Source organism: Chryseolinea serpens, assembly GCF_900129725.1.
GTDB classification, from domain to species: domain Bacteria; phylum Bacteroidota; class Bacteroidia; order Cytophagales; family Cyclobacteriaceae; genus Chryseolinea; species Chryseolinea serpens.
In genome coordinates, this window is the sequence record NZ_FQWQ01000001.1 from 1,706,617 (window position 1) to 1,730,514 (window position 23,898).

At 50.8% G+C, this 23,898-nt stretch carries 21 protein-coding genes; 10 read left to right on the top strand and 11 right to left on the bottom strand.

Annotated elements, in window-relative coordinates:
- Nucleotide 1: 1 nt before the first annotated feature.
- Nucleotides 2-589 (top strand): phosphatase PAP2 family protein, encoded by a 588-nt coding sequence (locus BUB30_RS06600; protein ID WP_073132105.1) that lies wholly within the window; start codon nt 2-4, stop codon nt 587-589.
- 45 nt (nt 590-634) lie between these two features.
- Here BUB30_RS06600 and BUB30_RS06605 read toward each other — a convergent pair whose 3' ends face one another.
- Nucleotides 635-1,135 (bottom strand): DUF937 domain-containing protein, encoded by a 501-nt coding sequence (locus BUB30_RS06605; protein ID WP_073132107.1) that lies wholly within the window; start codon nt 1,133-1,135, stop codon nt 635-637.
- 59 nt (nt 1,136-1,194) lie between these two features.
- Nucleotides 1,195-1,779, bottom strand: a complete 585-nt coding sequence (locus tag BUB30_RS06610) for a riboflavin synthase (RefSeq protein ID WP_073132109.1) — start codon at nt 1,777-1,779, stop codon at nt 1,195-1,197.
- 243 nt (nt 1,780-2,022) lie between these two features.
- Between BUB30_RS06610 and BUB30_RS06615 the strand changes: the two genes are divergently transcribed.
- The 4 genes from BUB30_RS06615 to BUB30_RS06630 all read left to right on the top strand — a co-directional run bounded on the left by BUB30_RS06615 (nt 2,023) and on the right by BUB30_RS06630 (nt 4,274).
- Entirely contained in the window at nt 2,023-2,598 is a 576-nt protein-coding gene (locus BUB30_RS06615) for a hypothetical protein (protein WP_073132110.1), read from the top strand.
- 3 nt (nt 2,599-2,601) lie between these two features.
- The gene (locus BUB30_RS06620) at nt 2,602-2,889 is read left to right on the top strand and encodes a winged helix-turn-helix domain-containing protein (RefSeq protein WP_073132112.1); all 288 of its coding nucleotides are present in this window, start codon (nt 2,602-2,604) and stop codon (nt 2,887-2,889) included.
- A gap of 64 nt (nt 2,890-2,953) precedes the next feature.
- Complete coding sequence (locus BUB30_RS06625; RefSeq protein WP_073132113.1) at nt 2,954-3,175, top strand: hypothetical protein; 222 nt, start codon at nt 2,954-2,956, stop codon at nt 3,173-3,175.
- Nucleotides 3,176-3,266: 91 nt separating this feature from the next.
- On the top strand, nt 3,267-4,274 hold the full coding sequence (locus tag BUB30_RS06630; protein WP_073132114.1) for a DUF72 domain-containing protein: 1,008 nt from the start codon (nt 3,267-3,269) through the stop codon (nt 4,272-4,274).
- 77 nt (nt 4,275-4,351) lie between these two features.
- Here the strand turns inward: BUB30_RS06630 and BUB30_RS06635 are convergent, their stop codons facing one another.
- The 3 genes from BUB30_RS06635 to BUB30_RS06645 form a co-directional block, all read right to left on the bottom strand.
- Nucleotides 4,352-7,918 (bottom strand): VCBS repeat-containing protein, encoded by a 3,567-nt coding sequence (locus BUB30_RS06635; RefSeq protein ID WP_073132116.1) that lies wholly within the window; start codon nt 7,916-7,918, stop codon nt 4,352-4,354.
- 66 nt (nt 7,919-7,984) lie between these two features.
- Nucleotides 7,985-9,823 carry a RagB/SusD family nutrient uptake outer membrane protein gene (locus tag BUB30_RS06640; RefSeq protein ID WP_073132117.1) on the bottom strand — a complete coding sequence of 613 codons (1,839 nt, stop codon included), beginning with the start codon at nt 9,821-9,823 and terminating at the stop codon, nt 7,985-7,987.
- A gap of 24 nt (nt 9,824-9,847) precedes the next feature.
- Complete coding sequence (locus BUB30_RS06645; protein WP_394333994.1) at nt 9,848-13,123, bottom strand: SusC/RagA family TonB-linked outer membrane protein; 3,276 nt, start codon at nt 13,121-13,123, stop codon at nt 9,848-9,850.
- A 309-nt stretch (nt 13,124-13,432) separates the two neighbouring features.
- On the opposite strand from BUB30_RS06645, the gene cysS reads away from it, so the two are divergent.
- The 3 genes from cysS to BUB30_RS06660 are packed head-to-tail and all read left to right on the top strand — an operon-like array spanning nt 13,433 to nt 15,747.
- Nucleotides 13,433-14,938, top strand: a complete 1,506-nt coding sequence (gene cysS, locus BUB30_RS06650) for a cysteine--tRNA ligase (protein ID WP_073132121.1) — start codon at nt 13,433-13,435, stop codon at nt 14,936-14,938.
- 48 nt (nt 14,939-14,986) lie between these two features.
- On the top strand, nt 14,987-15,214 hold the full coding sequence (gene yidD, locus BUB30_RS06655) for a membrane protein insertion efficiency factor YidD (RefSeq protein WP_073132123.1): 228 nt from the start codon (nt 14,987-14,989) through the stop codon (nt 15,212-15,214).
- 35 nt (nt 15,215-15,249) lie between these two features.
- Nucleotides 15,250-15,747: a hypothetical protein gene (locus tag BUB30_RS06660; protein WP_073132124.1), complete on the top strand. Its 498-nt coding sequence runs from the start codon at nt 15,250-15,252 to the stop codon at nt 15,745-15,747.
- 186 nt (nt 15,748-15,933) lie between these two features.
- On the opposite strand, the gene BUB30_RS06665 is transcribed toward BUB30_RS06660, so the two are convergent.
- The 3 genes from BUB30_RS06665 to BUB30_RS06675 all read right to left on the bottom strand — a co-directional run bounded on the left by BUB30_RS06665 (nt 15,934) and on the right by BUB30_RS06675 (nt 18,535).
- Nucleotides 15,934-16,533 (bottom strand): hypothetical protein, encoded by a 600-nt coding sequence (locus BUB30_RS06665; protein WP_073132126.1) that lies wholly within the window; start codon nt 16,531-16,533, stop codon nt 15,934-15,936.
- Nucleotides 16,534-16,538: 5 nt separating this feature from the next.
- The gene (locus BUB30_RS06670) at nt 16,539-17,024 is read right to left on the bottom strand and encodes an RNA polymerase sigma factor (RefSeq protein ID WP_073132128.1); all 486 of its coding nucleotides are present in this window, start codon (nt 17,022-17,024) and stop codon (nt 16,539-16,541) included.
- Between the two features lie 323 nt (nt 17,025-17,347).
- Entirely contained in the window at nt 17,348-18,535 is a 1,188-nt protein-coding gene (locus BUB30_RS06675) for an OmpA family protein (RefSeq protein ID WP_073132129.1), read from the bottom strand.
- A gap of 728 nt (nt 18,536-19,263) precedes the next feature.
- Between BUB30_RS06675 and BUB30_RS06680 the strand changes: the two genes are divergently transcribed.
- Nucleotides 19,264-19,851, top strand: a complete 588-nt coding sequence (locus tag BUB30_RS06680; protein WP_073132131.1) for a porin family protein — start codon at nt 19,264-19,266, stop codon at nt 19,849-19,851.
- 213 nt (nt 19,852-20,064) lie between these two features.
- Here BUB30_RS06680 and BUB30_RS06685 read toward each other — a convergent pair whose 3' ends face one another.
- The 3 genes from BUB30_RS06685 to BUB30_RS06695 all read right to left on the bottom strand — a co-directional run bounded on the left by BUB30_RS06685 (nt 20,065) and on the right by BUB30_RS06695 (nt 22,532).
- Nucleotides 20,065-21,378, bottom strand: a complete 1,314-nt coding sequence (locus BUB30_RS06685) for a hypothetical protein (RefSeq protein WP_073132133.1) — start codon at nt 21,376-21,378, stop codon at nt 20,065-20,067.
- Nucleotides 21,379-21,480: 102 nt separating this feature from the next.
- The gene (locus BUB30_RS06690) at nt 21,481-21,780 is read right to left on the bottom strand and encodes a hypothetical protein (protein ID WP_073132135.1); all 300 of its coding nucleotides are present in this window, start codon (nt 21,778-21,780) and stop codon (nt 21,481-21,483) included.
- 80 nt (nt 21,781-21,860) lie between these two features.
- A complete protein-coding gene (locus tag BUB30_RS06695; RefSeq protein ID WP_073132137.1) occupies nt 21,861-22,532 on the bottom strand; it encodes an efflux RND transporter periplasmic adaptor subunit in 672 nt (223 codons plus the stop codon).
- A gap of 351 nt (nt 22,533-22,883) precedes the next feature.
- Between BUB30_RS06695 and BUB30_RS06700 the strand changes: the two genes are divergently transcribed.
- A complete protein-coding gene (locus tag BUB30_RS06700) occupies nt 22,884-23,897 on the top strand; it encodes an NAD-dependent epimerase/dehydratase family protein (protein WP_073132139.1) in 1,014 nt (337 codons plus the stop codon).
- Nucleotide 23,898: the final 1 nt, after the last annotated feature.

Consider the following 23,898-nt stretch of genomic DNA (forward strand, 5'->3'; position numbering starts at 1 on the left):
TATGCTTGATCGTTTACTCGAATGGGATAAGGAGCTCTTCTTATTCTTCAATGGTTTGCACACGCCGTGGCTCGACCCCGTCATGTTATTTTTCACGGAGACCTTTGTGTGGCTCCCCCTCTATCTTTTCCTGCTCTTTCTCGTGATCCGCGACTATAAAAAAGATTGCTGGGTACCGTTGCTGGGCATCACCGTCACCATCTTGTTGTGCGACCAAATCACGTCCGGCCTCATGAAACCCTTCTTTGCGCGTCTTCGTCCGTCGCAGGAACCTTCGCTTGTCGGATTGATCCATTTGGTGAACGGCTACAAAGGCGGCATATATGGGTTCGCTTCCAGCCACGCCGCCAACACCCTGGGAACAGCCACCTTCTTTTCACTGCTGTTTCGTCCCTCCAAACCCTGGATCACCTGGCTATACCTCTGGGCCTTTGCCATGACCTATACGCGCCTCTATCTCGGCGTTCATTATCCCGGCGATATTTTAGTGGGAGGTGTGATCGGCATTGCCAGCGGATGGGTAGGCTACACCCTTCAAAGCAACGTCATGGTACGGGTAGAAAAGAAAAGAACTCCGCCACTGTTGTGAGGAGTCCTTTCTGAAGTAAGCCTTGCCGAAGCACCGGCCATCCGCTCAATTGAATATTTTTCCCAGCATGCCCCCCAGGTCACCCGAACCCTGCGAGGATGAACCACCCGTGACCTTACCGAGCAGGTCGCCGATGTCCAGACCACTGTTGCCGCTAAACGAGCGCATCATGTTTTGCAGGTCGAAGTCCGAATCATTCGGGTCGTTGGTTTTGTTGATGAACTGGTTCATCACCTGCGGGATCAAACTTCCCGCAATGCTTTGGGCCGCCTGTGGCGATACACCGAATTTGGAGGCAAAGCTGCCGGCGATGTTGGTGATCATCTGCGCGACCATCGGGTTGCCGGCCACCGAACCTGACGCGCCATTGAACATCGCGGTCACGTCCTGAAGGTTGCCCTGGCCCACCTGGTTTTGAAGGCCGCCAAAGATCTGCTGCGCCACCTCCTGGATGGCTGAGCTGTTGAACTGGTCGGGCACCGCCTTGTTCTGCACAATGGCTTCCCCGGCGTGTTGCTCCACGAGTTTGATGAGTTGATCGATCATAACGTTGAGGGTTTATTTTCTATGAAGGTAGAGAAACCTGCCGATTGCCGGCACCAAAATCAATTCTTTAACAAACGCTTGACATACTTCCCGATGATGTCGAATTCCAGGTTCACCGTGTCGCCCACTTTGAGCTGATGAAAGTTGGTGTGTTCATGGGTATAGGGAATGATGGCCACCCTAAACCGGCCCTCTTCGTTGTTATAGCAGGTCAGGCTCACGCCGTTCACCGCGATGGACCCCTTCTCGACCGTGACGTTCCCTTGTGCAGCGTCATACTCGAAATCAAAAAGCCAGCTCCCGCTGTCTTCGGCGATGGCCTTTACAGTGCCCACCTGGTCCACATGCCCCTGCACGATATGACCATCGAAGCGGCCGTTGTTGAGCATGCAGCGTTCGATGTTCACCTTGTCGCCGGTTTTCAGACGGCCCAGGTTGGACTTTTGGAGGGTTTCGTGGATGGCCGTGACCCAATAGGCGCCGTCTTCTATTTTCACCACCGTGAGGCAAACGCCGTTGTGGGAAACACTTTGGTCCACCTTCAACTCATGGCTCAAGGGGCTGGCGATCTTAAAATGGGTATTGGCACTTTCCTGCTCCCGGGCGGACACTTGGCCCAGGGTCTCGATAATTCCTGTGAACATAGATGGTTGTTAATGCGCCAAAAGTAGAAAGAAGCGCGTAATGGTGAAAACCAGGGCCTTTTCAGGATGGTTCAAGACAGAAAGGCTGTTTTAAGATCAAAAGTGAAATATTTTGGTTTATAATATAAACTAGTTTACGCTATAACCGTATACCATCCAACAAACATCGAAGCAATGCATTCCAAACCGGGGCTTATAACCCAGGGTTTAGGAACGCCTGGTTCACCAAAAGAAGCAACGGTTATGAAACCCGACGACGAAGCCCTCACCACGAAGCAAAGCCTGGCCATCATCACGGAGATGATCAACCTCACCAAAGGCAACATCCGGAACAACAGCGTATACTTCCTGCTCTGGGGCAGCGTGATCGCTCTGGCCAATCTGAGCATGTTTGCTTTGCTTATGGCGCACTATCCCCGTCCCTACATTGTCTGGATCATCGTGATCCCGGCGTGGCTCCTGACGCTTTATTTAGCGTACAGACATCGCCGGAAACATCGCATGGCCACTCACCTCGACCGGATCAACATGTGGATGTGGCTTTGCTTTGGGGTGGTCATTTTCACGCTGGTGGCTTTTGGCAAAGCGGTGAACTATCAGCTCAACCCCATCATCCTGCTCGTCAGCGCCCTGCCCACGTTGCTGTCGGGGGTGATCATCAAATTCAGACCGCTCATCGTCGGGGGCATCTGCTTCTGGATTTGTGGGGCGCTGTCGTTTGTGTTGGGAAGCCCGTGGCAGCCCCTGCTGGGAGCGTTGGCCGTGACGGTGGGCTATATCATTCCCGGCATTTTGTTGCGCATCAAAAAAGAGGCCTGATCCATGTTCAAAGAACTCGATCCGCTTTTGCATGCCCAACTCCGGCTGGCCGTGATGTCGCTGCTCATGCAGGTGACGTCCGCGGAATTCACCGACATCAAGGAAAAGACCAACTGCACGGCCGGCAACCTCAGCGTGCAGCTCGACAAGCTTTCGGCGGCGGGCTACATTGCCGTAGAGAAATCTTTTAAAGGGAAGAAGCCGCTGACCACCTGCAGCATTACCAAAAAAGGGATCAAGGCTTTCGAAGACTACGTGAACACGCTGAAGCAATACATTCACAACCGTTGACCGGCGTACCCCGGATTCAACACCAATCCAAAATCAAATTATCGTCATTTTCAAGATCATGGCTATGACCAATGCAACCGAACGAAAAATATTACGCTGGGTCCACATCATCGCCAGCGTTCCCATTGTCGGCTACATCTATGGCCCTGTGGCCGAGCGGCCCGAAGCCGTCATCGTGGTCCGCTTCATTCTCTTCCCGGCCGTGGTGCTCACGGGCTTATGGATGTGGAAAGGCATGTGGCTAAAAAATTGGTGGAAGAAGAAAATAGCGATGGCCTCCCGTTGATTTTTACCGCGAAGGTTTTTTAATAGATCCTTCACACGCGAACACCGCGGCGACCATTCTCCTTCTCCGTTCATTTTGTACCTTTATTCCCATGGACTTTGGAAAAGTAGAGAACGAAGACATCAGCCAGGTGGACTTCCGCCTGCCTCCCGATGCGGAAGGCACTGGCACGACCCTGAAAAAAAATAAAGCATTGGGTCACACACCCCAGATCTTTGTGGGCTGCGCCAAGTGGGGCCGCAAAGATTGGGTGGGAAAGATCTATCCCCTCAAAACCAAAGAGGCAGATTTTCTGAACCACTACGCAAAACATTTCAACTGCATCGAGCTGAACGCCACCTTCTACCGCATGCCCACATTTTCCCAAACACAAGGCTGGGCCGCCAAGGTGGGCGACGACTTCAGGTTCTGTCCTAAATTCACCGACCAAATCACGCACATCAAAAGATTGAAGGATGTGAAGGAACAAACCGACCGGTTCCTGGAAGGCGTTAGCGGTTTCGGTAAAAAACTGGGCCCGCTTTTTCTCATGCCACACCCCAGCATGCCTCCCAAAACGCTGGACACCCTGGAAGCCTTTATCCAATCGCTGCCTAAAGACCTCCAACTGTTCGTGGAACTGCGCCACCCACAATGGTTCAGCGAGCCGGAAGCCAACGCGGCCGTATTCAACATGCTGGAACGAAACCGTGCGGGCTCCATCATCACGGATGCTTCTGGCAGAAGGGATTGCGTGCACATGCATCTTTCTACCCCCGAAGCCTTCATCCGCTTCGTCGGCAACGGCCTCCACCCCACTGACTATACGCGCATCGACGATTGGGTGCAACGCATCAAGGTTTGGATGGAGCAGGGCATCGACAGGGTCTATTTTTTTATGCACCAGCACGATGAACTGCACTCGCCCGAGCTTAGCAAATACCTCATCCAGCAACTCAATAAACATTGCGGCACGAAAATCCCCGAACCCATTTTTGTAGAAGATATCGGGCCCGCAAAGGATCTGTTTGGCGATGCGCCGCCCACAAAGAAACCGGCGGCCAGGAAGGAAACGCCGGCAAAGAAGGCTCCCACAAAAAAGGCAGCCCCGAAATCATGACTCCTCCTTGTTCAAAATGAAAACGCCTTCCCGCATGGCTTCACACGGAAAGGCGTTTCATCTTTTATTTCTTAAAACTAGATCGCGGCCAGCGACACCTTTCGGGATTTCCCCGAAGCATCGTAGATCATTACCTCTTTTACTTTAGGCGACACCGACAGCTTGCGCGAAGATTGCGACAAGTATCCCGCACCATAATAAAATTCGACGCGTTGCTTCCGGCCATCCTCCAAGGTCAGCTCGGCCCAACGATCGGCCGGCTCGACCGATATCACCCGCATGGGCACGACCCGTTTTTGTGTGAACACCGCCAGGCTGTCGCGGTTTTGCGAGGCCAGGAAGATCTCGTTGTTTTTTGCACCATACAATTTCACCAGTGCCTTCGTGTCGTGGGGCGTGTAGAAGCCGCTTTGTGCGGAAGGTAACGCGCGGAATCCACCCTTGCCATCGCCCAACAGCACAAGCCCCGTAAACGCATCGTAGCGGCCGATGAACACCTCGTTGCCATAGTCGTTGCCCACCATGACCACATCCACGTTTCCGTCGCCGTTCACATCGTCGGCCACGATGCCGTTAACCGGGGCTACCTGCACGATCGTGGGCAAGGCATGCGCGGAGAAGGTGCCGTTGCCTTTGTTTTCGATGTAGCTGGAGGCCATATCGTTTGCATCCAGGATCATCGCGTCTTTCAGGTCGTCCGCGGTGAGCACCTGATCGGCCGTGGCCTTGCTATATTGTTTGTAGCGGGAATATTTGTTACGGAACTTCGGGCTCTGCGAGTTCAATTCGTCCCAGAAGTGCACGGGATATAATTTTTTCTCTTCGCTACCCATCGACACGCGCATGTAGCACGCGAGCACAGGATCCACGCTGCCGTTGCCATCGAAGTCTTTGGCAAAAAGTTTTAGCGGCGTTTCGGCGGTCACATCGAAGGCGTTGTTGTTGCCCAGGTTACCCAACACATAGTCTGTGTCCCCATCGTTGTCGAAGTCGGCGGCGGCGATGCTGTTCCACCAGCCTTTGTGTTGTTCAACACCGGAGGCCTCTACTTTCGCCAGTTTTTTGCCATCATTTTTGAAAAAGGTTGGCGCCATGAATTCGCCGACCACCAGCAAATCTTCTTTTCCGTCTTTGTCGTAGTCGGTCCACAAGGCGTCGGTGATCATGCCGGCCAACTGCAAGGTCTCACTCACCTCTTTGGTCACGTCGGTGAACTTGCCCTTGTCGTTTCGCAACAGGTAGCTTTGGGGTGGTGTCGGATATTGCGAGGGAACTACCCGGCCACCTACGAAAAGATCGAGGTCGCCGTCACCGTCAAAATCGGCGGCGCGTACGCAGGAGCCACTGGCTTTCGTTTCCGGAAGGGCATCTTTGCTTTGTGTAAAGCCGCCTTTTCCGTTGTTGAGATACAATCGATCCTGATAAGCTGTGGCATCGGCCTCACCTTCCCAGCTACCGCTCACAATGTAGAGGTCCAGATCGTGGTCGTTGTCGGCATCGAACAATAATAGACCTTCATCCTCTTCGGGCTTGCGTTCGTCTTTTTCGTTTTTCATCGTCGGCGAAAAGGTGCCATCGGGTTTCTGAAGATATACCTGCGCGTTTTGGTGCGTCGATCCTCCAATGATAAAATCCTCCCGTCCGTCGCCATTCACATCGCCCACGGACAAACCGGGGCCCGCTTGCGAAAACTTATGGGGAATCGTGCGCTGAAGATTGAAGTCGATAAAATCTTCCTCAGGATGTTTAAATAAAATATTAAGCTTCTTCCCGCTCTTTTGGAACAACGTTTCCGCCATGGCGGGTGCTGCCGTCTTCACTCCCTCCTTTTTATCCGGTGCATAAGCAATCGTGATCACCTGGTTGGTCTTCACATCGCGCACGCGTTGCGTACCTCCGTCGGGCCATTCCACGACCACAGAATCAACCGAAGCCGTCGAGTCGAGCCCAAAGTGCAGGGTCTCCTCCACCGACGACAGGAAGCCGCGATAGACCGACTCCTCACTGTATTGTAATTTACCACCACCATAGTGAAGCGTCACTTTCGCGCCGATGCCGGCAGGGTTCTTTTCCGTTCCCTTTAACTTGACGCGAAGGAAGTTCATCTTGCTTTTCTTTTCCTTTCCGGCGTACAGGGTGTTTTCATACAACAACGCTTTATCGTTGATGCTGTTCACGATGTAGTCCAGGTCACCGTCGTTGTCAAGATCCGCAAATGCGGCGCCGTTGGAGAACGATGGTTTGTCGAGGCCCCACGTTTTGCTTACGTCGCTAAAGGTGAGGTCACCATTGTTCTTAAAGGCATAGTTGGGAATGCGCACGATGGGTATGGAATCGATCAGGCTGCGGTTGCTGGCAATGTTGCCCACGTCGGCACGATAGTTGGCAAAGTCCTTGTCGGTAATGTCTTTGGGAAAACCGTTGGTGATGATGAGGTCCTTGTTGCCGTCGTTGTCGAAATCGGCAAACAATGGCGACCAGCTCCACTCGGTCTGATAGACACCCGAGAGCTCGCCCACCTCGCTGAACTTGATGTGCTTATCGGCACCGTTGTTCAACTGCAACATATTCCGAACGTACTGGTATTCGTATTTAAACTTTTCGTTGTTCAAATAGTTCTGATAGCTTTTGTTGCCGATGGTTGTTTTTTTCCGGTCGCTGGTTTCCGGCAACATGTCGAGCGTGATGATCTCGGGCAAGCCGTCGTTGTTGATGTCGGCCGCATCGTTGCCCATGGAAAACTGGCTGCTGTGGCCGATGTAGTCGGCGGTGGCGTTTGTGAATTTTCCGTTTTGTTGATTGATATACAAGATGTCGTTCGACAAATAATCATTGGACACATAAATGTCGGGCCATCCGTCTTTGTTCACGTCGCTGATGGCCAGGCCCAGGCCAAATCCTTCCCACAGAATGCCCGCTTCCAGCGTCACGTCTGTGAAGGTGCCGTTGCCTTCGTTCCGGTAAAGCTTGTCGTTGTTGGGTGACGAGCCATCGGTGATCTTTGGCCGGTAGTTGGTGGGCATGTTGTTGATCTTTTCGTTCACCAGCACGTAGAGATCCAGGTCTCCGTCGCGGTCATAATCGAAAAAGGCGGCCATCACGCTGTGACCGCTGTAATCGATCTTGTAGTCAGCGGCCATTTCCTTGAACGTGGGCTCTCCATTCTTGCTCGCCCCTTGATTTACCAGGAGCATATTCTTCCGCATTTCCGGGTCGGGATTTGCCGTGGCGCAAACGTAGACATCCATCCATCCGTCGTTGTTGATGTCCACCACGGCCACACCCTGGTTCCAGCGGCCTTTCTTTCCGTTCACATTGGCATTTTCCGTGATGTCCTTGAATTTAAACCCGCCCTGGTTCAGGTAGAGCCGGTTGGGCACCTGGTTTCCGCTAAAAAAAACATCCTGCAGGCCGTCGTTATTGAAATCCGCGACGCCTACGCCCCCACCGTTGTAGATGTATTCGTAGGTGAAAATGTTAAAACTGTCGGACTCCGCTACCGTATTGACAAACTCGATCCCTGTGTCTTCGGGAGATCTCAATTGAAAGAGTGCGTTGGGATTAGAACCGGTTTTCGTACACTGTGTCAGCAGCAAACAGGCAACCGAGAGGAGGATCGTGCCCTGCAAAAGGTTTTTTCTCATAGGGTATACATAAAAAAGTAAGGCCAATTTACATTGGCCTTACTTAAAATCAGATAATTAAATCAATTAATATCCAGGGTTCTGCTTCAGGACATCCGGAGTTTGGATATCGATCTGTGCCTGAGGGATGGGCAAAAACTCATCCTGGCCAGCAGTGTACTTGGCACCCGAGAAGGCTCCGGAAGGGATCTTCGGCGACTCATAAGTGAGGTACGCATTGATCTCATCGGCAGCGTAGTTAGGCGTCGTGCCAGTGCTCCAACGCACGAGGTCGAAGAAGCGGTGACCTTCACCCGACAGCTCCAGTTTGCGCTCGAAGCGGATGGCTTCGCGAGCATCGGCTGCGGTACCGAAATCAGCGGCAGTATACAGGTCGACTTCATACAGCGTAGCATCTTGGGTGTAGTCCATGATGGGCTTTTCGTAGTCGTTACCACCCGCTGCCAACGGAGTGAATCCGGTGACAACACCTTTCACAAAGTCAGAAGGGTTTTGCGCACGGGCACGAATCATGTTTACATAGTCCATGGCCTTGGTCAACGAACCGCCAGCGGCTTCTACTTCAGCTTCCGCGGCCATCAGCAACACATCGGCAAAGCGGATGATGTTTACGTTGATGGCGGTGTAGCCGGGAGTCCACGAGCTGTTGTCTTGCAAGCTACCTTTATCGGTCTTGTAGTACACATACTTCTTGGTTTGATAAGGGCCAGCGTTAGGTTGGTTGCGGATCCAGGCTTTGCCGGGGAAAGGCTTCCAATCCAGGTATTGCACATAGCGACGACCAAGGGTGTGATCCAAACGGGGATCTACAGGGCCGGGATCGGTTGTGAAGGCATCCTTAGATTCCAATCCCATGTCGGTGATCAACTGGTTTGCACCGGTGTTATAGGCATGAGCCTTCAAAGGAAGACCATTTTCCGTACGGAAGGAGTTACCCATTTCGAACGTAGGCTGGAAGAACGAGCAGCAGTTACCAGGACCGTCAGCACCTGTGTTATAGGGCCAGTTCAAGTCGAATTCAGGGTTGGCGTTGTTCACGCTACCGGTGTTGGCGGCCGATTGATACGCCCAAACAGACTCCGAATTGTTATCATTGGCAGCTCTGAACACATCGCTGAATTTAGCTTGCAATTTATATGCATCGCCTTTTGTGGTCTTGCCATTGGCAATCACATCGTCGAACAATGCCTTCGCAGCGTCAAACTTCTTCTCATACAAGAGGATCTTGGCCATGTAGGCTTTAGCAGCCCATACGTTCACGCGACCAAGTTCGGTCCAGGTTTCAGGCAGGTTGTCGATGGCAAATTGCATGTCGGCTTCGATCATCGGATAGAGATCTTTGTCGTTGCCAACCAATTCAATGCCCTTCTGATAGTCAACCGTTTCGTCTACATAAGGCGTGTTGTTGAAGCCTCTCTTCAATTCGAAATAGAAGTGTGCTCTTAAGAAGCGAACTTGTGCTTCTACCAGAACTTTCTTTGCTTCGATTGCGGCAGAACCGTTGGCGTCTGTTTTCGCGAGGATCCGCATGGTGGCATTGGCACGAGCCACACCTTCATACAAACCGTTGTATTTATCGCTGATGACACCTTGTGTTGCCTGCGCTTCAAAACGCTGGATCGGGTTGATGTCAGAGTAGTCACCAGGGTCAGTACCCTTGTTGTTCTCACCACCTCTAATGCTACCCCACACCCAGTTGGAAGGGCTGGCCATCCGGTTTCCCCGGCCGTTGACTTGCGAATAAACTGCAATTAAAGAGGCTTCGATACCTTGAGGCGTAGCGAGCAGGTCCTCGTTCAACGTCCCCGTGGGTTTCACTTCCAGGAAGCTATCCTTGCAAGCATATAGCAAGAGCACTGCTAAAAGTACCGATGCTAACGCTCTTGTTTTAAGTGTATTTTTCATAGCTGTTTTTCTTGTTTATTTTACTTAGAACGCCAGGTTCAAGCCGGCTGTATAACCTCTGGTTACAGGATAGTTTCCTACATCGATACCGAAGTTGGTATCAGCAGCACCACCTACGGCAGGGTCTAAGCCTTTGTAGCCGGTGATCGTGAACAGGTTGTTACCAGAAATAAACAGACGCAGTTTCGTCATCTTCAGTCTTTCCAATACAGCGGTCGGCAGGTTGTAACCGAGGGTTATGTTTTGCAGACGGAGGAAAGAACCGTTTTCTACGTAGAATGAGCTAGACTGGGTGTTCGTGCTGAAGTTTGAAGCCGATTCAAATACAGGGATTTTACCACCGGTGTTGGTGGGCGTCCAAGAATCTTTCACACGGTTGCTGATGGCAGCACCTTGGAAGGAAGGATAGAAATCGGTGAACCACTTCGACTGGTTGAAGATCTTGTTGCCCAGGGAGGTATACAAGTATGCAACGAGGTCAAAGTTTTTGTAGCGCAAAGTAAAGTTGAAACCACCGGTGAACTTAGGCACAGGGCTACCGATGAACGTTCTGTCGGCAGCGTCGATCTTGCCATCGTTGTTGATGTCCTTGTAGCGGAAGCGGCCAGGAGCAGCACCGTCTTGGGTGGCAGCCGAGCTAACTTCTTCTGCATTGTGGAACAAACCTTGTACTTGGTAGCCAAAGAAAGCAGAGATCGACTGACCGAGTTGGTTACGGATCGGGTTGATACCTCTGAAGCCGGGGTTAACCGTCGTCATGTAGGTTTGTCCGTTACCGATCTCCGTGATCTCGTTGTGCAGGAAGCTACCGTTCAAAGCGATTTCATAGGCCAATCCCGAGGTGATATTTCCTTTGTTGCCCAAGAAGATATCGATACCCTTGTTTGTCATTTTTGCTACGTTAACAAACGGAACGGCTGCCTGGTAACCCACTGTTGCGGGCAGGGGCAATTGATACAGCAGGTCTTTGGTATCTTTTTTCCAGAAGTCGATGATCACGTCCAGTTTGCCACCGAACAATTGACCGTCGATACCGATGTTGCTAGTCAACACCGTTTCCCATTTCGTGTCGGCGTTACCGATGTTGGTACGGTAGTAACCGGTGGTCGATCCGTTGGAACCGGCAATGTCATACGAGGATTGTCCTACGCTTCCACCGTACAGGTACGATTGGTTGTAGATGTTGGATTGTACGATGGAGTTGGAGTTACCCATAGCACCGTAACCACCGCGGATCTTCAAGTCGCTGACGAAAGGAACCGATTGCATAAAGCCTTCGGAAGAGATACGCCATGCTGCGGAAACAGCGGGGAACGTACCGTAGCGGTTGTTAGGACCGAATACAGACGAACCGTCACGACGGATAACACCGGTGATGATGTATTTTTCCTTGAAAGCATATTTCACTTGTCCGAAGTACGAAGAGAAGTTCGCACCGGGATACTTGCCACCGTTGGCCTGGCGGGAATTGGTGTTCGTCATGTTGATGAACGCGGGATCCCACGAGAAGGGGTTCAAACCGGATTGCGTGTCATCCCATCCTGAACCGGTGTTCAAGGCTTCCTGACCTACGAGGACATCCAAAGCATGATCGCCAAAAGTTTTCTTGTAGTTGATGGTGTTGGTGAAGGTCCAGCTCAAGCTGTAGCCTTGTCCTTGGCTGAATTGGTACGAGGAGTTGTTTTCGGAGTTCTCATACTGCCAGCGGCTGTAGTTGTGGTAGCTGTAGCTGTTGTAAGCACCACCGATGCTCGTGCGAGCGGTCAGGCCGGGGATGATGTCCCATTCCAAATAAGTATTACCAAAGCCTTGTACCTGGAAACCTGTGTTGTTGGCTTGACCATCGCGGTTAGCCACAGGGTTTCTCGGGTTGTTGAAGCCTTTTGCAGCGGTTCCGGCATAACCTCCGAATTCATCATAGATCGGGATGATCGAAGGCATACGGAAGGCCGACAAGATGTCGTTTTCATCTGCAGAGATACCTTGTCCACCACCTGCACCGGAGAGACCCAGTTTAGAGAGGTAGGTAAACTGCATGTTTTCACCAAAACGCAGGTTGGGAAGCACATCGAATTCAGAGTTAGCACGGAGGGCATAACGCTTGAAGTCGTTGTTCTTCAAAATACCTTTTTGGTTTTGTTGGCTCAAGCCGATGTAGAAACGGTGTGTTTCTCCACCGCCGCTTACGCCGATGGTTTGTCTCATCACAGGAGCGGTACGCATGATGGCTTTATACCAGTCTGTACCTTCCTTATTTGCTTTTACTACCTGATAGATCGAACCGTTGCGGGGATCTACGTTGTATTTCAATTTTTCAGCAGCCAAATCAACAGTGCCCACTACGCCGGCAGTACCGCCAACGTTAATATAGTCCGGAATCACAGGAGTTGCTCCTGTTCCAAACTGAGGGTGTTTAAATTTTGCGATTGCAGCAGCATAATCTACGGCTCTGCCATCAGCAGCGGCATTAGCCGTTTCTGTATTCTTGATGGCATTCCAGGTCCAGTCTGCGAAATCCTGAGGATTCATCATGCTCAGGCCTTTGCCGGCTGTGGCAAAACCAAACATGTTATCAAAGGTAACGTTCAGCTTTTGGCCTTTCTTACCTTTCTTAGTCGTATACACGATCACACCGGCAGCAGCACGCGCACCGTAGATGGATGCGGAACCGGCGTCTTTCAATACGGTAGTCGTTTCGATGTCGTCAGGGTTCAGGAAGGAGATGTCCTGAGTCGGCACACCGTCTACAATGTAAAGGGGTTGGTTAGCACCAAAACCGCCAAAACCGCGAACGCGCACCTGGCTGGTAGTACCAGGTTGACCGTTGGAAATAACCGTTACACCGGCCACACGACCTTGCAACAGCTGTTCAACGTTACCTGTAGGGGTAACGGTCAAATCTTTCGTCTTCACCGTAGAGACCGAACCGGTCAATTCGCGGCGTTTGTCAAAAGAGTAACCTGTCACAACCACTTCGTCCAGTGAAGTGAGGTCAGGTTGGAGATTCACTTCAACGTTTGTTTGTGTGCCCACTTGAACTTCTGTAGTTCCGTAGCCCACGAACGTGATCAAAAGAACGGCATCGTTGCCGGGAACAGACAAGCTGAATTTTCCTTCCGCGTCTGAAACCGTTCCTTTTGCAGTCCCTTTCAGGATAATGTTTACGCCGGGCATAAAATTCCCGCTTTCATCGGCTACAGTTCCTGTCACAACCCTTTCTTGTGCCAGGGCGACTGAGGCCAGCATTAGCATGACTGCCAATGACAAACTCACCCTCTTGTAGAGTTTTTTCATAATCATAGTTTGGGTTAAAAATTAATTGGTTGATAGAAATTCTGCAGTTTCCTGATAATCCTAAGATTATTTCGTCCATGCATTCTTCGAATGTAGATATTTTGGGCTGGTATCGATTGAAAACAACGATTATTTTTTTCCGCAAACGTTTACACAATCGATTACGGTTTCGGTTTAGATGCAATTGTTGGCGGACACAAATTGGCTGAATGTGTCAAAACCACACTTTCCAGGGGATGTCTGCCGTTCTTCAAATCCTTACCGCCTATCACGCCGCAAGTCCGTTATAAGTGTTATTTTGAGCCGATTTTGAGTATGATGCTTTTCGAAAAATACCCCGTACACCTTACTAACTCCCTGACTGGCAGGAAAGAACGCCTGGAAACGATCGTCCCGGGCCACCTCGGCATCTATGTCTGCGGCCCCACGGTCTACGGCGACGTGCACCTGGGAAACGTGCGCACCTTCATGATGTTCGACCTGATTACACGCTATTTGCGGTTCCTGCAATACCGTGTCCGCTATGTGCGAAACATCACCGATGTCGGACACCTCGTGAACGATGCGGACGAAGGCGAGGATAAAATCGCCAAAAAGGCCCGTGCTGAGCAATTGGAGCCCATGGAAGTGGTGAAACACTACACCGAAGGCTTCCACCACGTGATGCGCCAGTTCAACATCCTGCCCCCCAGCATCGAACCCTCGGCAACCGGTCATATAGTAGAGCAGATCGAAATCGTGAAAAAACTTTTAGAAAACGGTTTCGCTTACGAAGTGAACGGCTCCGTCTATTTCGACGTGACCAAATATAATAAGGACCACAACTACGGCATTCTTTCCGGCCGCGTGCTGGAAGACCTCATGGAAAGCGGCCGTAAACTGGACGCCCAGGACGAAAAACGCAATAAAGTGGACTTTGCGCTCTGGAAGCGCGCTTCCGCCTACCATATCATGCGGTGGCCTTCCCCGTGGGGCGAAGGCTTTCCCGGCTGGCACATCGAGTGCACCGTGATGAGCACAAAATACCTCGGCGAGACCTTCGACATCCACGGCGGCGGCATCGACCTGAAGTTTCCCCACCACGAATGCGAGATCGCCCAGGCCGTGGCCGCCACCGGCAAAAATCCCGTGAACTACTGGATCCACGCCAATATGCTCACCGTGAACGGACAGAAGATGAGCAAGTCGCTGGGCAACTCGTTTTTGCCCCGCGAGCTGTTTGAAGGAAGCCATGCCCTGCTCGAAAGAGGCTATGGCCCCATGACCGTGCGTTTCTTCATGCTGCAATCACACTACTCCAGCACGCTCGACTTCTCCAACGAAGCCCTGGGCGCCGCCGAGAAGGGGTTCAAGAAGCTGTCGAACGCGATGGTGATCCTGAAAAAATTGCAACACCCCGGCACAGCTTCGCCCGACAAACTCCTGACCGAAACGCTGACACACTACACCGAGGACCTCTACGCCAGCATGAGCGACGACTTCAATTCGGCGCGCACACTGGCCGTGCTCTTCGAGATGGCCTCGCGCATCAACGATTTCAAATCCGGCAACGTGTCGCTGAGTTCGGTGGATGCAGACACCTTCGAACAATTCAAGCTGTCCTATATCGGCTTTATGGAGGATGTGCTCGGCCTCAAGGAAGAAGAAGAACACAACCACGACCTGCTCAACAACGTGATCGGCGTGCTGATCGACCTGCGCAAAAAAGCGCGGCAAGACCGCAACTTCCCCTTGTCGGACAAGATCCGCGACGACCTGAAAAAGATGGGCGTGCAACTCATGGACGGCAAAGAAGGCGAGATGAGTTATACCATCGACTGAACTACCTTCCGGATGCGTCTGTTTGAATAAAAGGGTTTGACTACGCGGATGCTGAAGAAAATATTCATACTGCCCATACGGTTCTACCAGCTGGCCTTGTCGCCGTTGCTGGGCACCCATTGCCGGCACACGCCGAGTTGTTCGCAATATGCCGTGGAGGCCATTCAGGAATGGGGCGTGATCAAGGGCATCTGGCTGGGAACGAAGCGGATTGCGCGGTGTCATCCGTGGGGAACACACGGCTATGATCCCGTGCCGAAGCGGCCGAAAGGCTGAAATCTACGATGTGATAATTTTTTTAACTTCGTTGTATGCTACCTGACAAAAACGACCTGGCAAAACGCTACGCTGCTTTCTCGAACGACCGATTACTGGACATTCTCTATCACAAAGAAGATTATACGTCTGAAGCCCTTGAGGCGGTGCAAGCAGAGATCAACACCCGGAACATTGGTGTGGACGAATTGGAGACCTTCACGGTCGAAAAGAAAGTCAGCAATATCATCCGCGAACAAAATGCCCTTGTCCCCCTTTCCTTGGGAGCGAAGTTACTTTTCTTTTTTGCATGGTTCATACCCGTCGCGCCGTTTACCTTTCACCGGAACTATCTCGAGGATGGATATACCACAAAGTTGTGGCAGACCAGGTTCTTCCGCATCGCAGGGTTTGTTTCGCTGATGGTGAGTGTGCTGCTATCCGTTTGGCTGGGGCTGGGGGACGCCGGTCTCTTTGGATTGTTGGCGGTGTTGTTTGGGGTGGCTTATAGTTTGGATCCGAAGAAGAGAACGAGGGCTGAAGCTGAAGGGTAGATGGACGTAGCGATAAACGGCAGGTAGCGAAATTTGTTGGTGAAGAACACCAACAAAGGCGGGGCGACCGGCAACTAAGTTTGTTGGTGTCCTACAAAAAAAGATGGGCGTGCCGCGAAAAATTTGTTGGTGGGGACACCAACAAATGGGTGGTGGGTACCCATAGCGTTGGGTGGTAATGGTGGGCTATTGGTCTTCGATTTCCCGCAAAAGGTTTTCGAGTTGGACTGTGACGTTTACGTAGCACCGATAGACCCACCGTGCGAAGACGACAAAAAACAAAAATCCTAACGGCAAATACCAAAGCCATGTCGTGGTTTCAATGTGGGTGGTTTTGCCTCCCATCATCTTGACCGCTACGGGTAATGCCACGATCAGTAAGACGAAGCTAAGATAGAAGCTGAGTTTCTGTACAGAGAGAAATCTGCGTTTGGCGAGGGCGTATTGGAGCAGGGCTTCCTTGTAATTGCTTCCTTTGATGTCTACGCGACTCACCTGCCGTATAGCCCAGAGCGAAAGAACCGGCAGCACTGAGAGAATGGTCGCGGAGGTGATGGCGCAGGCCAGCAGATAAGAGGTGTCGAATTTGTTTAGGCTAAACAGGATCAGCAGGACCATGACAAAACACAGGAACGCACTGATCAATTCGGGTGTCCTGATTTTGCTTAGCCTTCTTTGATATCGTTCCTGGGTCATCATGATGATCATTTTATCGGTCAATTTTTTTTGTCCTTCCAGCTTTGCGGACATCTCGTTCCAGAGGGTTTTCATTTCATCCAGTTCCATGGTTCCTAGTCTTTTAACTGCGACCTCAATTTGTCTTTGATCCTGCTCAGGCGCGTACCCACGTTGGTGGCGGTGAAGCCGGTGATGGCGGCTATTTCTTCATAGTTCTTTCCTTCCAGGTGTAGCAACACGATCCCCTTTTCGATGGTGTTCAGTTTCTTTACCTGGTCGTACAGTTGTGTCAGGCGTTCTTCCAGGAAGCTGTCGTCGGAGTCGAACCGGTTTATCACGGCTTCGTCGATGCCCACCTGGGGGCCTCTCTTTTTCTCCTTTCGCAAATGTGTGATGGATGTGTTCAGGGCGATGCGGTAGATCCATGTGCTGATCTTCGACTCGCTGCGAAACGAATCGAACGACCGCCAGAGTTGATAAACAATCTCCTGGTAAAGATCTTTCTGATCATCCTTATCCGCGGCATACAGGATGGCGATCTTGAAAATGATCCCCTCGCTCTCCTTTATGACCCGGATAAACTCACTTTCGTTTGGCATCGGAAGAAATTACAATGGATTAGTTGAAGGTGGGGGAAAAAAATCACAGCGGAAAGAAAAAATTATTGCCCGCCTTTGTTGGTGTTCTTCACCAACAAAGTTAGCTAGCAAGAGGCACTGCTGCCCACATTGCAAGTCTGGCACGTAATGGCTGTAAGCTGTAGGCACTGCTGCTGCCAACATTGGGGCCTGGGAAGTAATGGCTCGAAGCTGTATTTGTTGGTGAAGAACACCAACAAAGGCGGAGCTGCCAACATTGCAAGTCTGGTACGTAATGGCTGGAAGCTGTATTTGTTGGTGAAGAACACCAACAAAGGCGGTTGTCAGTTTCTGATGATCTCTACTTCGATCCGGTCGTTGGCGGCGGCGTTTTCGTAGATGGCGAGCATGGCGCCGTAGCCTTTGGTGGCGATGCGACCGGGGGCGATGCCCTTGCTGACCAGGTAGGCCTTTACGATCTCGGCCTGTTGCCGCGATAGTTCTGTGGCAGAGCCGTGCTTGGAGTGATTGTTCGCGGGGTCGAGTGCAAAGAAATCGGCGCTGGTGCCCTTGGTGATGATCTCACCGGATGCATCGCTTTGCGTGTGACCAAAGAGCCTGATCCTGCAGCGCGGGTTGCCCATGAAATTTACCAGCTCCAAAAGTTCGGCTTCCGAGGCGGGTGTGAGAATGGCGGAGTGCTCAAAGAATTTTATGTGCTCGAGCTCGATGTAGTCGCCGCGGTTGACCGGCACAAGTTTTATGGGGATGATCACCTCTTGCTCCTCTCCTACGGATGCACCCTTTATACTTTTTAAAGGATCGGCAAAATTGATGGTCCTTTTTGCCAGCTTATAGCCGATGAGGTTGCACACCACAACGAGCTTGCCCGTGGTGGGTGCGGGAACGGAAACCTTTTGGTTGGCCGGGTACTGCTCCACCAGGTCGTCTGGTTCTTTGTCCAGCAGGTGTACAGATCCAGCCACCGGCGTGTTGGCCGTACCGCTGGTCAACTGGAACATAAAAGTTTTTGCCAGGCGCGATGATGCGCTCGAGGACAGCGTGTCCGTGGCGGGAGTATGGGCAATGGCGGCGGTGTCTGCTGCAGGGGGTTCGGCGACTACGTTGTTACCGGTCGCATGGGCTTCTTCTCTTTCTGCTTCCGCGGTGGATTCGGCTACCCCACTGCCTTCCAGCGGTCCATTGTAGATCCAGGCTTTCTTAAATTCTGTTTCGAGTCTGAGCCGGTAGGTGGTTTCGCGGGCTTGCTGTTTGTCTTTTGTTACCCTTACATAGACGTAGTACAACTTACGATTCGCATTGAAGGCATAGCGCGCCGGATAGTTGAGTTCGTGAACATGGGTCGTGAAATGTTCGGCGTTTGACTTGATGGCAAATCCTCCGACAACTACATAATAGTAAGGATATGATTGGCCCTGGGCCTGCGAACGGTTTATGGCAGCCGTCGTTACTAAAACTAGTATAAAAAAAATATTCCGTATCCCGGAAATCCTAAGCCTATTCCACTTCATTGACGCTGAAAGCTAGACAAAACTAAAAAGAATAAAATTGCTGGAAGCGCTGTTTTGAATTATTTCATACACGACTTATCAACACCTCATCGTTCAGCAACTTTATCACGACCTTGAGCCATTTAACAAATCAACCCACGCGATCATTTGTTATCCACGCTCGCAAATTGCTTCTTTAATTGATGACTATCTAAAAAAGTAACCCTGGTTTATCTTTTATGATAAAGCTTAACCTTAGGGTTTATGGCTGAGGGATCATGCGCCGTGTTGTTGTCATCTATGCTATCCGTCATATTCACGGATGCACAGTTTGATTCTATATATATGTACACACGAGGCGAACAAACCCTCGCCTTCCCGATGCCGATCTTGCAAACCTGACGACACAAACGGCTCTTTAATTCCCCTTGACTACGAGCTACCCGTGCGAAGCGGTCATCACCGCAAGTAAGGTTAGGAAGACATTTGATGGTGTAAACATAAAAGTTGACGGGATAGCATGCCTTTTTGGAACTTCTGTAGCCCAAAGGGTAGCGTTTGGCGTTCGTCCGCCAGGCATGTATTGTCTCCAAAATGGCCTTAATAATGGGGCAGGCGTCATTTTTGAGCGGTTATAGGCCTTTCCATTGTGTCATTTTGTGCTTACCCGTGTAGGTATTTTCCCTAATCTCCTCAAATTCTGGGTTTTCGATCTATTCTATTTGTACTGTTAAAACAAAACAAATCTTATGAAGAAGTTTACAACTGTCCTTTGCATCATGTTTTTTGCAAGCGTTGGTGCTTTTGCTCAAGGCGTTAGTGGTGGTATCAAAGCAGGTCTTAACCTGTCCAACATGACGTTCTCCAGCAGCGGCTATACCACAAGCCCCAGCTTTTCGCCTGCGCTGCACGGTGGCGTTTACCTCACAGCGATGTTCTCTGAACACCTCGGCCTCCAACCTGAAGTGCTCTTCTCCGGACAAGGCTACAAAGCAGGCGACCAAAAGTACGCACTGAACTACATCACCGTTCCGGTGTTGGTGCGCTACAATGTGAACAGCCTGTTGAGCTTCCACGCTGGTCCTCAAGTAGGTTTCCTGATGTCTGCCAAAGAAAAAGTTTCGTCCACCTCGACCGACATCAAGGACGACCTTAAGAGCACTGACATGGGCGTTGCCGCCGGTATTGGCATCGATCTGCCCATGAAATTGAATTTCTCTTTCCGTTTTGTAAAAGGTCTTAGCAACGTTGCCAGCAACGATGACAACACGAACGACGTAAAGGCAAAGAACTACGCCCTCCAATTTTCGGTAGGCTACAAATTGTTTGGCAAGTAATTGTGGTCGATCCTCTCGCAGGAGAGGGTTGAGTACCGTTGATCTGCTAAAACTGGAACGGTCGTGCACCTTGGTGCACGGCCTTTTCTGTTTTATATGGGTTACAAAATTAGCGTGGGGAATGTGCTCGCGTATCTCGCTGGGTTGGCAAGCAAATCCGTCGATCAAAAAATCTTAGTAAGGCTTTGCGTGCTCGCTGATCTCAGCCCATCCTCAATCAAAGTACACAACCGAAACCGTTCTGGCAGACGAGTCATAATAGATCGCGGCTACGCCGTCGCGATAGGCAACATAGCGCTTGTCTTCAAAACGAACGACGTGGTCCATTTCATAACAGTCAATGGCGTCGCGGACCAGGGCTAGCGGAGGGTCCAGACGTTGAAAGGAATTTTGCTGTTCGTTCCAGGCATAATAGAAGTAGTGATTGAGGCCAGGGCCTTCCATCATCTGCAGAATGGCCGTCGTCACCATCAAGCCGATGATACCGCCACCGGCGCCGCCCATACCGTTCTCATCATAGTAGTCACCCCAATGAACGATGTATTGGCCATCACGCTTCAACACCGCAAGCTGGGGCGTGGAGACGTTGGCCGCTTTTAACATGTTGGAAAATTTATGTTTGTGATGAATCACGTTCTTGCGACCATAACGGAAGTAGGCATTGAAATCGGGTTGTGCTGTCAATTCGCTTTTCGCGAGCTGGGCACGGGTGGCCAGGTCGAAGATATCGAGTTGGAATTTTTTCTTGGAGTGCAAAATGCGGAATAGCTTTCCATCGATCAGGAACGATCTGAAATCGGCGGCTTCGCTGGACGCGAGAAACGGTTTGAGGTCAGTAGTGCCGGTCTGTGGATCCAGTGTCATCACATACGTGCGGCTTCCCAGATCATAAATAACATAGAGTTTGTCATACTTGAACACTTTCACCTGGCTTCTTCCCTGGAATGTGTTTATTTCCGATGCATCGGTATAAAAATCTACCGACCCAACGGCGATCTCAGGGGCAATGGGTTGTGGCAGGTGGAAGCGTTTTTCACTCACCACGCGCATCCGGTTGATCTCCACCAGGGAAATTTCACTGCCCATTTCCCTGAACGCCACCACAAAAAGATTTTTGTCCACATAGCTCCCGATTATTTTTCCGTGCAGGAAAAGGGTGTCGGCAGCCTCCGTCCGGGCTTTTGTGGAGTCGTTGTAAATCCATGCCTTCAATCGGCGCGAGCGCGACTTTTCTTCAATGAAATACAGATAATCGGCATGGCCGAATCGCGCAGCCGCGAATACATCGGCGTCCAACGGATCGACCGAACGTACTGTAGAATCGGCAAGCCACACGGCGTGGCGGGCACGTCGTGAATCGTTGGGGATATCTTTAAACGAAAACAGCAGGCTATCGCCAAGACGGACGGCACTGAAATCCTTCAGCGTGCCCGTGGTGTGATGGGTGTACAAAATTTGCTGGCCTCTAGAAAAGAGCGGGCTAAGAAAAACCAGGATAAAGACACCTGGAAAAGTGCGGATCGTCATATATTGCTAAAAACAGATAAATTAAAACCGGATGTTGACCGGCAACGCCTACATCAATGTTAGCAAATTTTCAGAATTCTACACTTTGATAAATTGAAGAAATTACGCTATTGGCACCAAACTATCGAAGTATTTAATCTCATAAAGCTTTTGAACAGCCTCCTCCATTTTTTCCCTCGTTACCTCTTCAATAACGATCAGGCCAACCTCTGCGATTATCTTTTCAACAAACAAATCCTGTTGCAAACGCACGGGATCATAAAAGTAAACTGAAAATCTTCTTTTATCAGGCAAAATCACAATACCATCGGGGCGATAGCCTTTGCTAGGCGTTTCAAATTCGTCTCTTTCCGTGAAGCCGCCTTCAAAGATCAATATCGGGACCTCTCGCAGCTCTTCCATCACTTTGTATTGGTTTTATTCCTCTGGCCAAAGATGTCATTTTTTATAAAGCGTCACTCTTAAATGATTACATTTTTATTTTACGAGCGTAGCTTCTCTTTCATATCGCTCAGATTAAATGAGTCCTGGTCACCGAAATTTTCATAGGATGAGGTGATCACTTGTTCGCCCGCTTTTAGTCCATCCAAGACCTCGAAATTTTCGGTGTTTTTTCGACCAAGTTTAACACGGCGTTTCACTGCGCGATCTTCTCCTTCGACAACATACATCCACTCGCCGCCCGTGTCCTTATAGAACCCTCCTACCGGCACGAGCAGGGCCTTAATGGAATCTCCAAGCACAATCCTTAATCGCAGCGACTTTCCATCGGCAAGCTCGGGTGGCGTTTGACTTTTAAAAACCATATCCACATCAAAGCGACCATTCGTTACCGTAGCGTAAACGTTGGTGATTTCCAAGGTGTAGTCGGTGTTGTTCATCGTCGTGGTGGCAGTCAATCCCGCGACAATTCGGGAAAAGTAGAGCTCATCGATTGGGACTTTTACACTCGCAATATTTGTGACTGTGTCTTGTGATACGACTCCGGTTTGTGGAATAAATTCCGTAAACATGCCGGAATCTACCGCTGAAACGGCGAGGAGGCGTCCGGCTCCTAAAAAGCATTGTATTTTAGGTCTTCCGCTGGTAAAAAGCCACTCGTAAATTACAAACGCGGTTAGCATGGTAATGACGCTCCATATTATCTTCTTCATATAGCATAAACGTTATTTGACTCGGGCTCCCCAAAAGCATGCCGGAAAAAAATGACAGGAGAAACCACGTTATCCGAGGCTGATGATCACTTCTTGTTCGGTATTGAACAAGCCTGTCTCGCTTTCAATCATTGACCTCCGGTGTGCCTTCCAGGTCGCCGTGGAAGTAGCCTTGTGAAAGCCGGCCTTGGAGAAAAGAGGTCTCCTTCTATAAAGGGTTGGGCCGGGAGTACGAAAAAACATTAAATTGACTACCTGATGATCAACCAAGATGAGATATTGTCCAAGCCGGTCTCTTACGGGTTGGAAACCTGATCTTCGAAATCATTAAACTTTTGATCCTGCAAAAACATGAGTATCCGTTCATTGTATGAGAAGTTGCTCGAACCCTCGCAGCCGCTTATTGAAAGTATCGCCACCCTGGAAGGGGATATTATCATCCTCGGCGTAGGTGGAAAAATGGGGCCTTCCCTGGCAAAGCTCGCGAAACGGGCGATTGACCTGGCCGGCATGAACAAGCGGGTGATCGGCGTGGCGCGCTTTTCAGAACCCGGTCTGGAAGCCGAACTCCAACATCACGGCATCATCACCCACCAGGCCGACCTGCTCGACGATCAGGCGCTGCAACGGCTGCCCAACGTGCCAAATGTTCTGTACCTGGCCGGAACAAAATTCGGGACCACCGGCAAGGAGTCCTTCACCTGGGCGATGAACAGTTACCTCCCGGGACGCGTGGCAGAGAAATATCAAAAGTCGCGCATCGTTGTTTTCTCGACGGGCAATGTCTATCCCCTGGTGTCGGTTCAATCGAATGGCCCCAACGAAAGTCACCCTACGCAGCCGGTGGGCGAATATGCGCAGTCGTGCCTGGGCAGGGAACGGGTGTTCCAGTATTTCTCTCAAAAACATCAAACGCCCATCCTCATCTACCGGTTGAATTATGCCAATGATGTAACCTACGGCGTGCTCGCAGACATTGCGCTGAAGGTCAGAAACCAGCAACCCATCGATCTGCGCATGGGGTATGTCAATATTATCTGGCAACAGGAAGCAAACGAGATCGCCTTGCGTTCACTGCACCACTGCAGTGTACCGGCAAAGATCCTCAATGTGGCAGGGCCGGAGAAACTTTCCGTCCGCCAACTGGCCGTTGAATTTGGGAAGGTGTTTGACCTGGAGCCCGTCTTTACAAACCAGGAACAGGAAACTGCACTGCTCAGCGATGCCTCTGAAATGCGCCGGCTCTTCGGGGAACCATCGGTCTCCCTTCAACAAATGATTGAAGTGATTGCCGGCTGGATCGCGGAAGGCGGCAAACTTTTGAACAAACCAACACACTTCCAGGAACGGGAAGGAAAATTTTAAA

Excerpts from the sequence above, each read along its gene's own strand:
- BUB30_RS06690 (WP_073132135.1), bottom strand. The coding sequence starts at position 21,780 with ATGGAAGAGCTGCGAGAGGTCCCGATATTGATCTTTGAAGGCGGCTTC.
- BUB30_RS06625 (WP_073132113.1), top strand. The coding sequence starts at position 2,954 with ATGACCAATGCAACCGAACGAAAAATATTACGCTGGGTCCACATCATC.
- BUB30_RS06660 (WP_073132124.1), top strand. The coding sequence starts at position 15,250 with ATGCTACCTGACAAAAACGACCTGGCAAAACGCTACGCTGCTTTCTCG.
- yidD (WP_073132123.1), top strand. The coding sequence starts at position 14,987 with ATGCTGAAGAAAATATTCATACTGCCCATACGGTTCTACCAGCTGGCC.
- BUB30_RS06665 (WP_073132126.1), bottom strand. The coding sequence starts at position 16,533 with ATGGAACTGGATGAAATGAAAACCCTCTGGAACGAGATGTCCGCAAAG.
- BUB30_RS06640 (WP_073132117.1), bottom strand. The coding sequence starts at position 9,823 with ATGAAAAATACACTTAAAACAAGAGCGTTAGCATCGGTACTTTTAGCA.
- BUB30_RS06620 (WP_073132112.1), top strand. The coding sequence starts at position 2,602 with ATGTTCAAAGAACTCGATCCGCTTTTGCATGCCCAACTCCGGCTGGCC.
- BUB30_RS06695 (WP_073132137.1), bottom strand. The coding sequence starts at position 22,532 with ATGAAGAAGATAATATGGAGCGTCATTACCATGCTAACCGCGTTTGTA.
- BUB30_RS06615 (WP_073132110.1), top strand. The coding sequence starts at position 2,023 with ATGAAACCCGACGACGAAGCCCTCACCACGAAGCAAAGCCTGGCCATC.
- BUB30_RS06700 (WP_073132139.1), top strand. The coding sequence starts at position 22,884 with ATGAGTATCCGTTCATTGTATGAGAAGTTGCTCGAACCCTCGCAGCCG.
- BUB30_RS06675 (WP_073132129.1), bottom strand. The coding sequence starts at position 18,535 with ATGAAGTGGAATAGGCTTAGGATTTCCGGGATACGGAATATTTTTTTT.
- BUB30_RS06610 (WP_073132109.1), bottom strand. The coding sequence starts at position 1,779 with ATGTTCACAGGAATTATCGAGACCCTGGGCCAAGTGTCCGCCCGGGAG.
- BUB30_RS06685 (WP_073132133.1), bottom strand. The coding sequence starts at position 21,378 with ATGACGATCCGCACTTTTCCAGGTGTCTTTATCCTGGTTTTTCTTAGC.
- BUB30_RS06630 (WP_073132114.1), top strand. The coding sequence starts at position 3,267 with ATGGACTTTGGAAAAGTAGAGAACGAAGACATCAGCCAGGTGGACTTC.
- BUB30_RS06635 (WP_073132116.1), bottom strand. The coding sequence starts at position 7,918 with ATGAGAAAAAACCTTTTGCAGGGCACGATCCTCCTCTCGGTTGCCTGT.
- BUB30_RS06680 (WP_073132131.1), top strand. The coding sequence starts at position 19,264 with ATGAAGAAGTTTACAACTGTCCTTTGCATCATGTTTTTTGCAAGCGTT.
- BUB30_RS06645 (WP_394333994.1), bottom strand. The coding sequence starts at position 13,123 with ATGATTATGAAAAAACTCTACAAGAGGGTGAGTTTGTCATTGGCAGTC.
- BUB30_RS06600 (WP_073132105.1), top strand. The coding sequence starts at position 2 with ATGCTTGATCGTTTACTCGAATGGGATAAGGAGCTCTTCTTATTCTTC.
- BUB30_RS06605 (WP_073132107.1), bottom strand. The coding sequence starts at position 1,135 with ATGATCGATCAACTCATCAAACTCGTGGAGCAACACGCCGGGGAAGCC.
- BUB30_RS06670 (WP_073132128.1), bottom strand. The coding sequence starts at position 17,024 with ATGCCAAACGAAAGTGAGTTTATCCGGGTCATAAAGGAGAGCGAGGGG.
- cysS (WP_073132121.1), top strand. The coding sequence starts at position 13,433 with ATGATGCTTTTCGAAAAATACCCCGTACACCTTACTAACTCCCTGACT.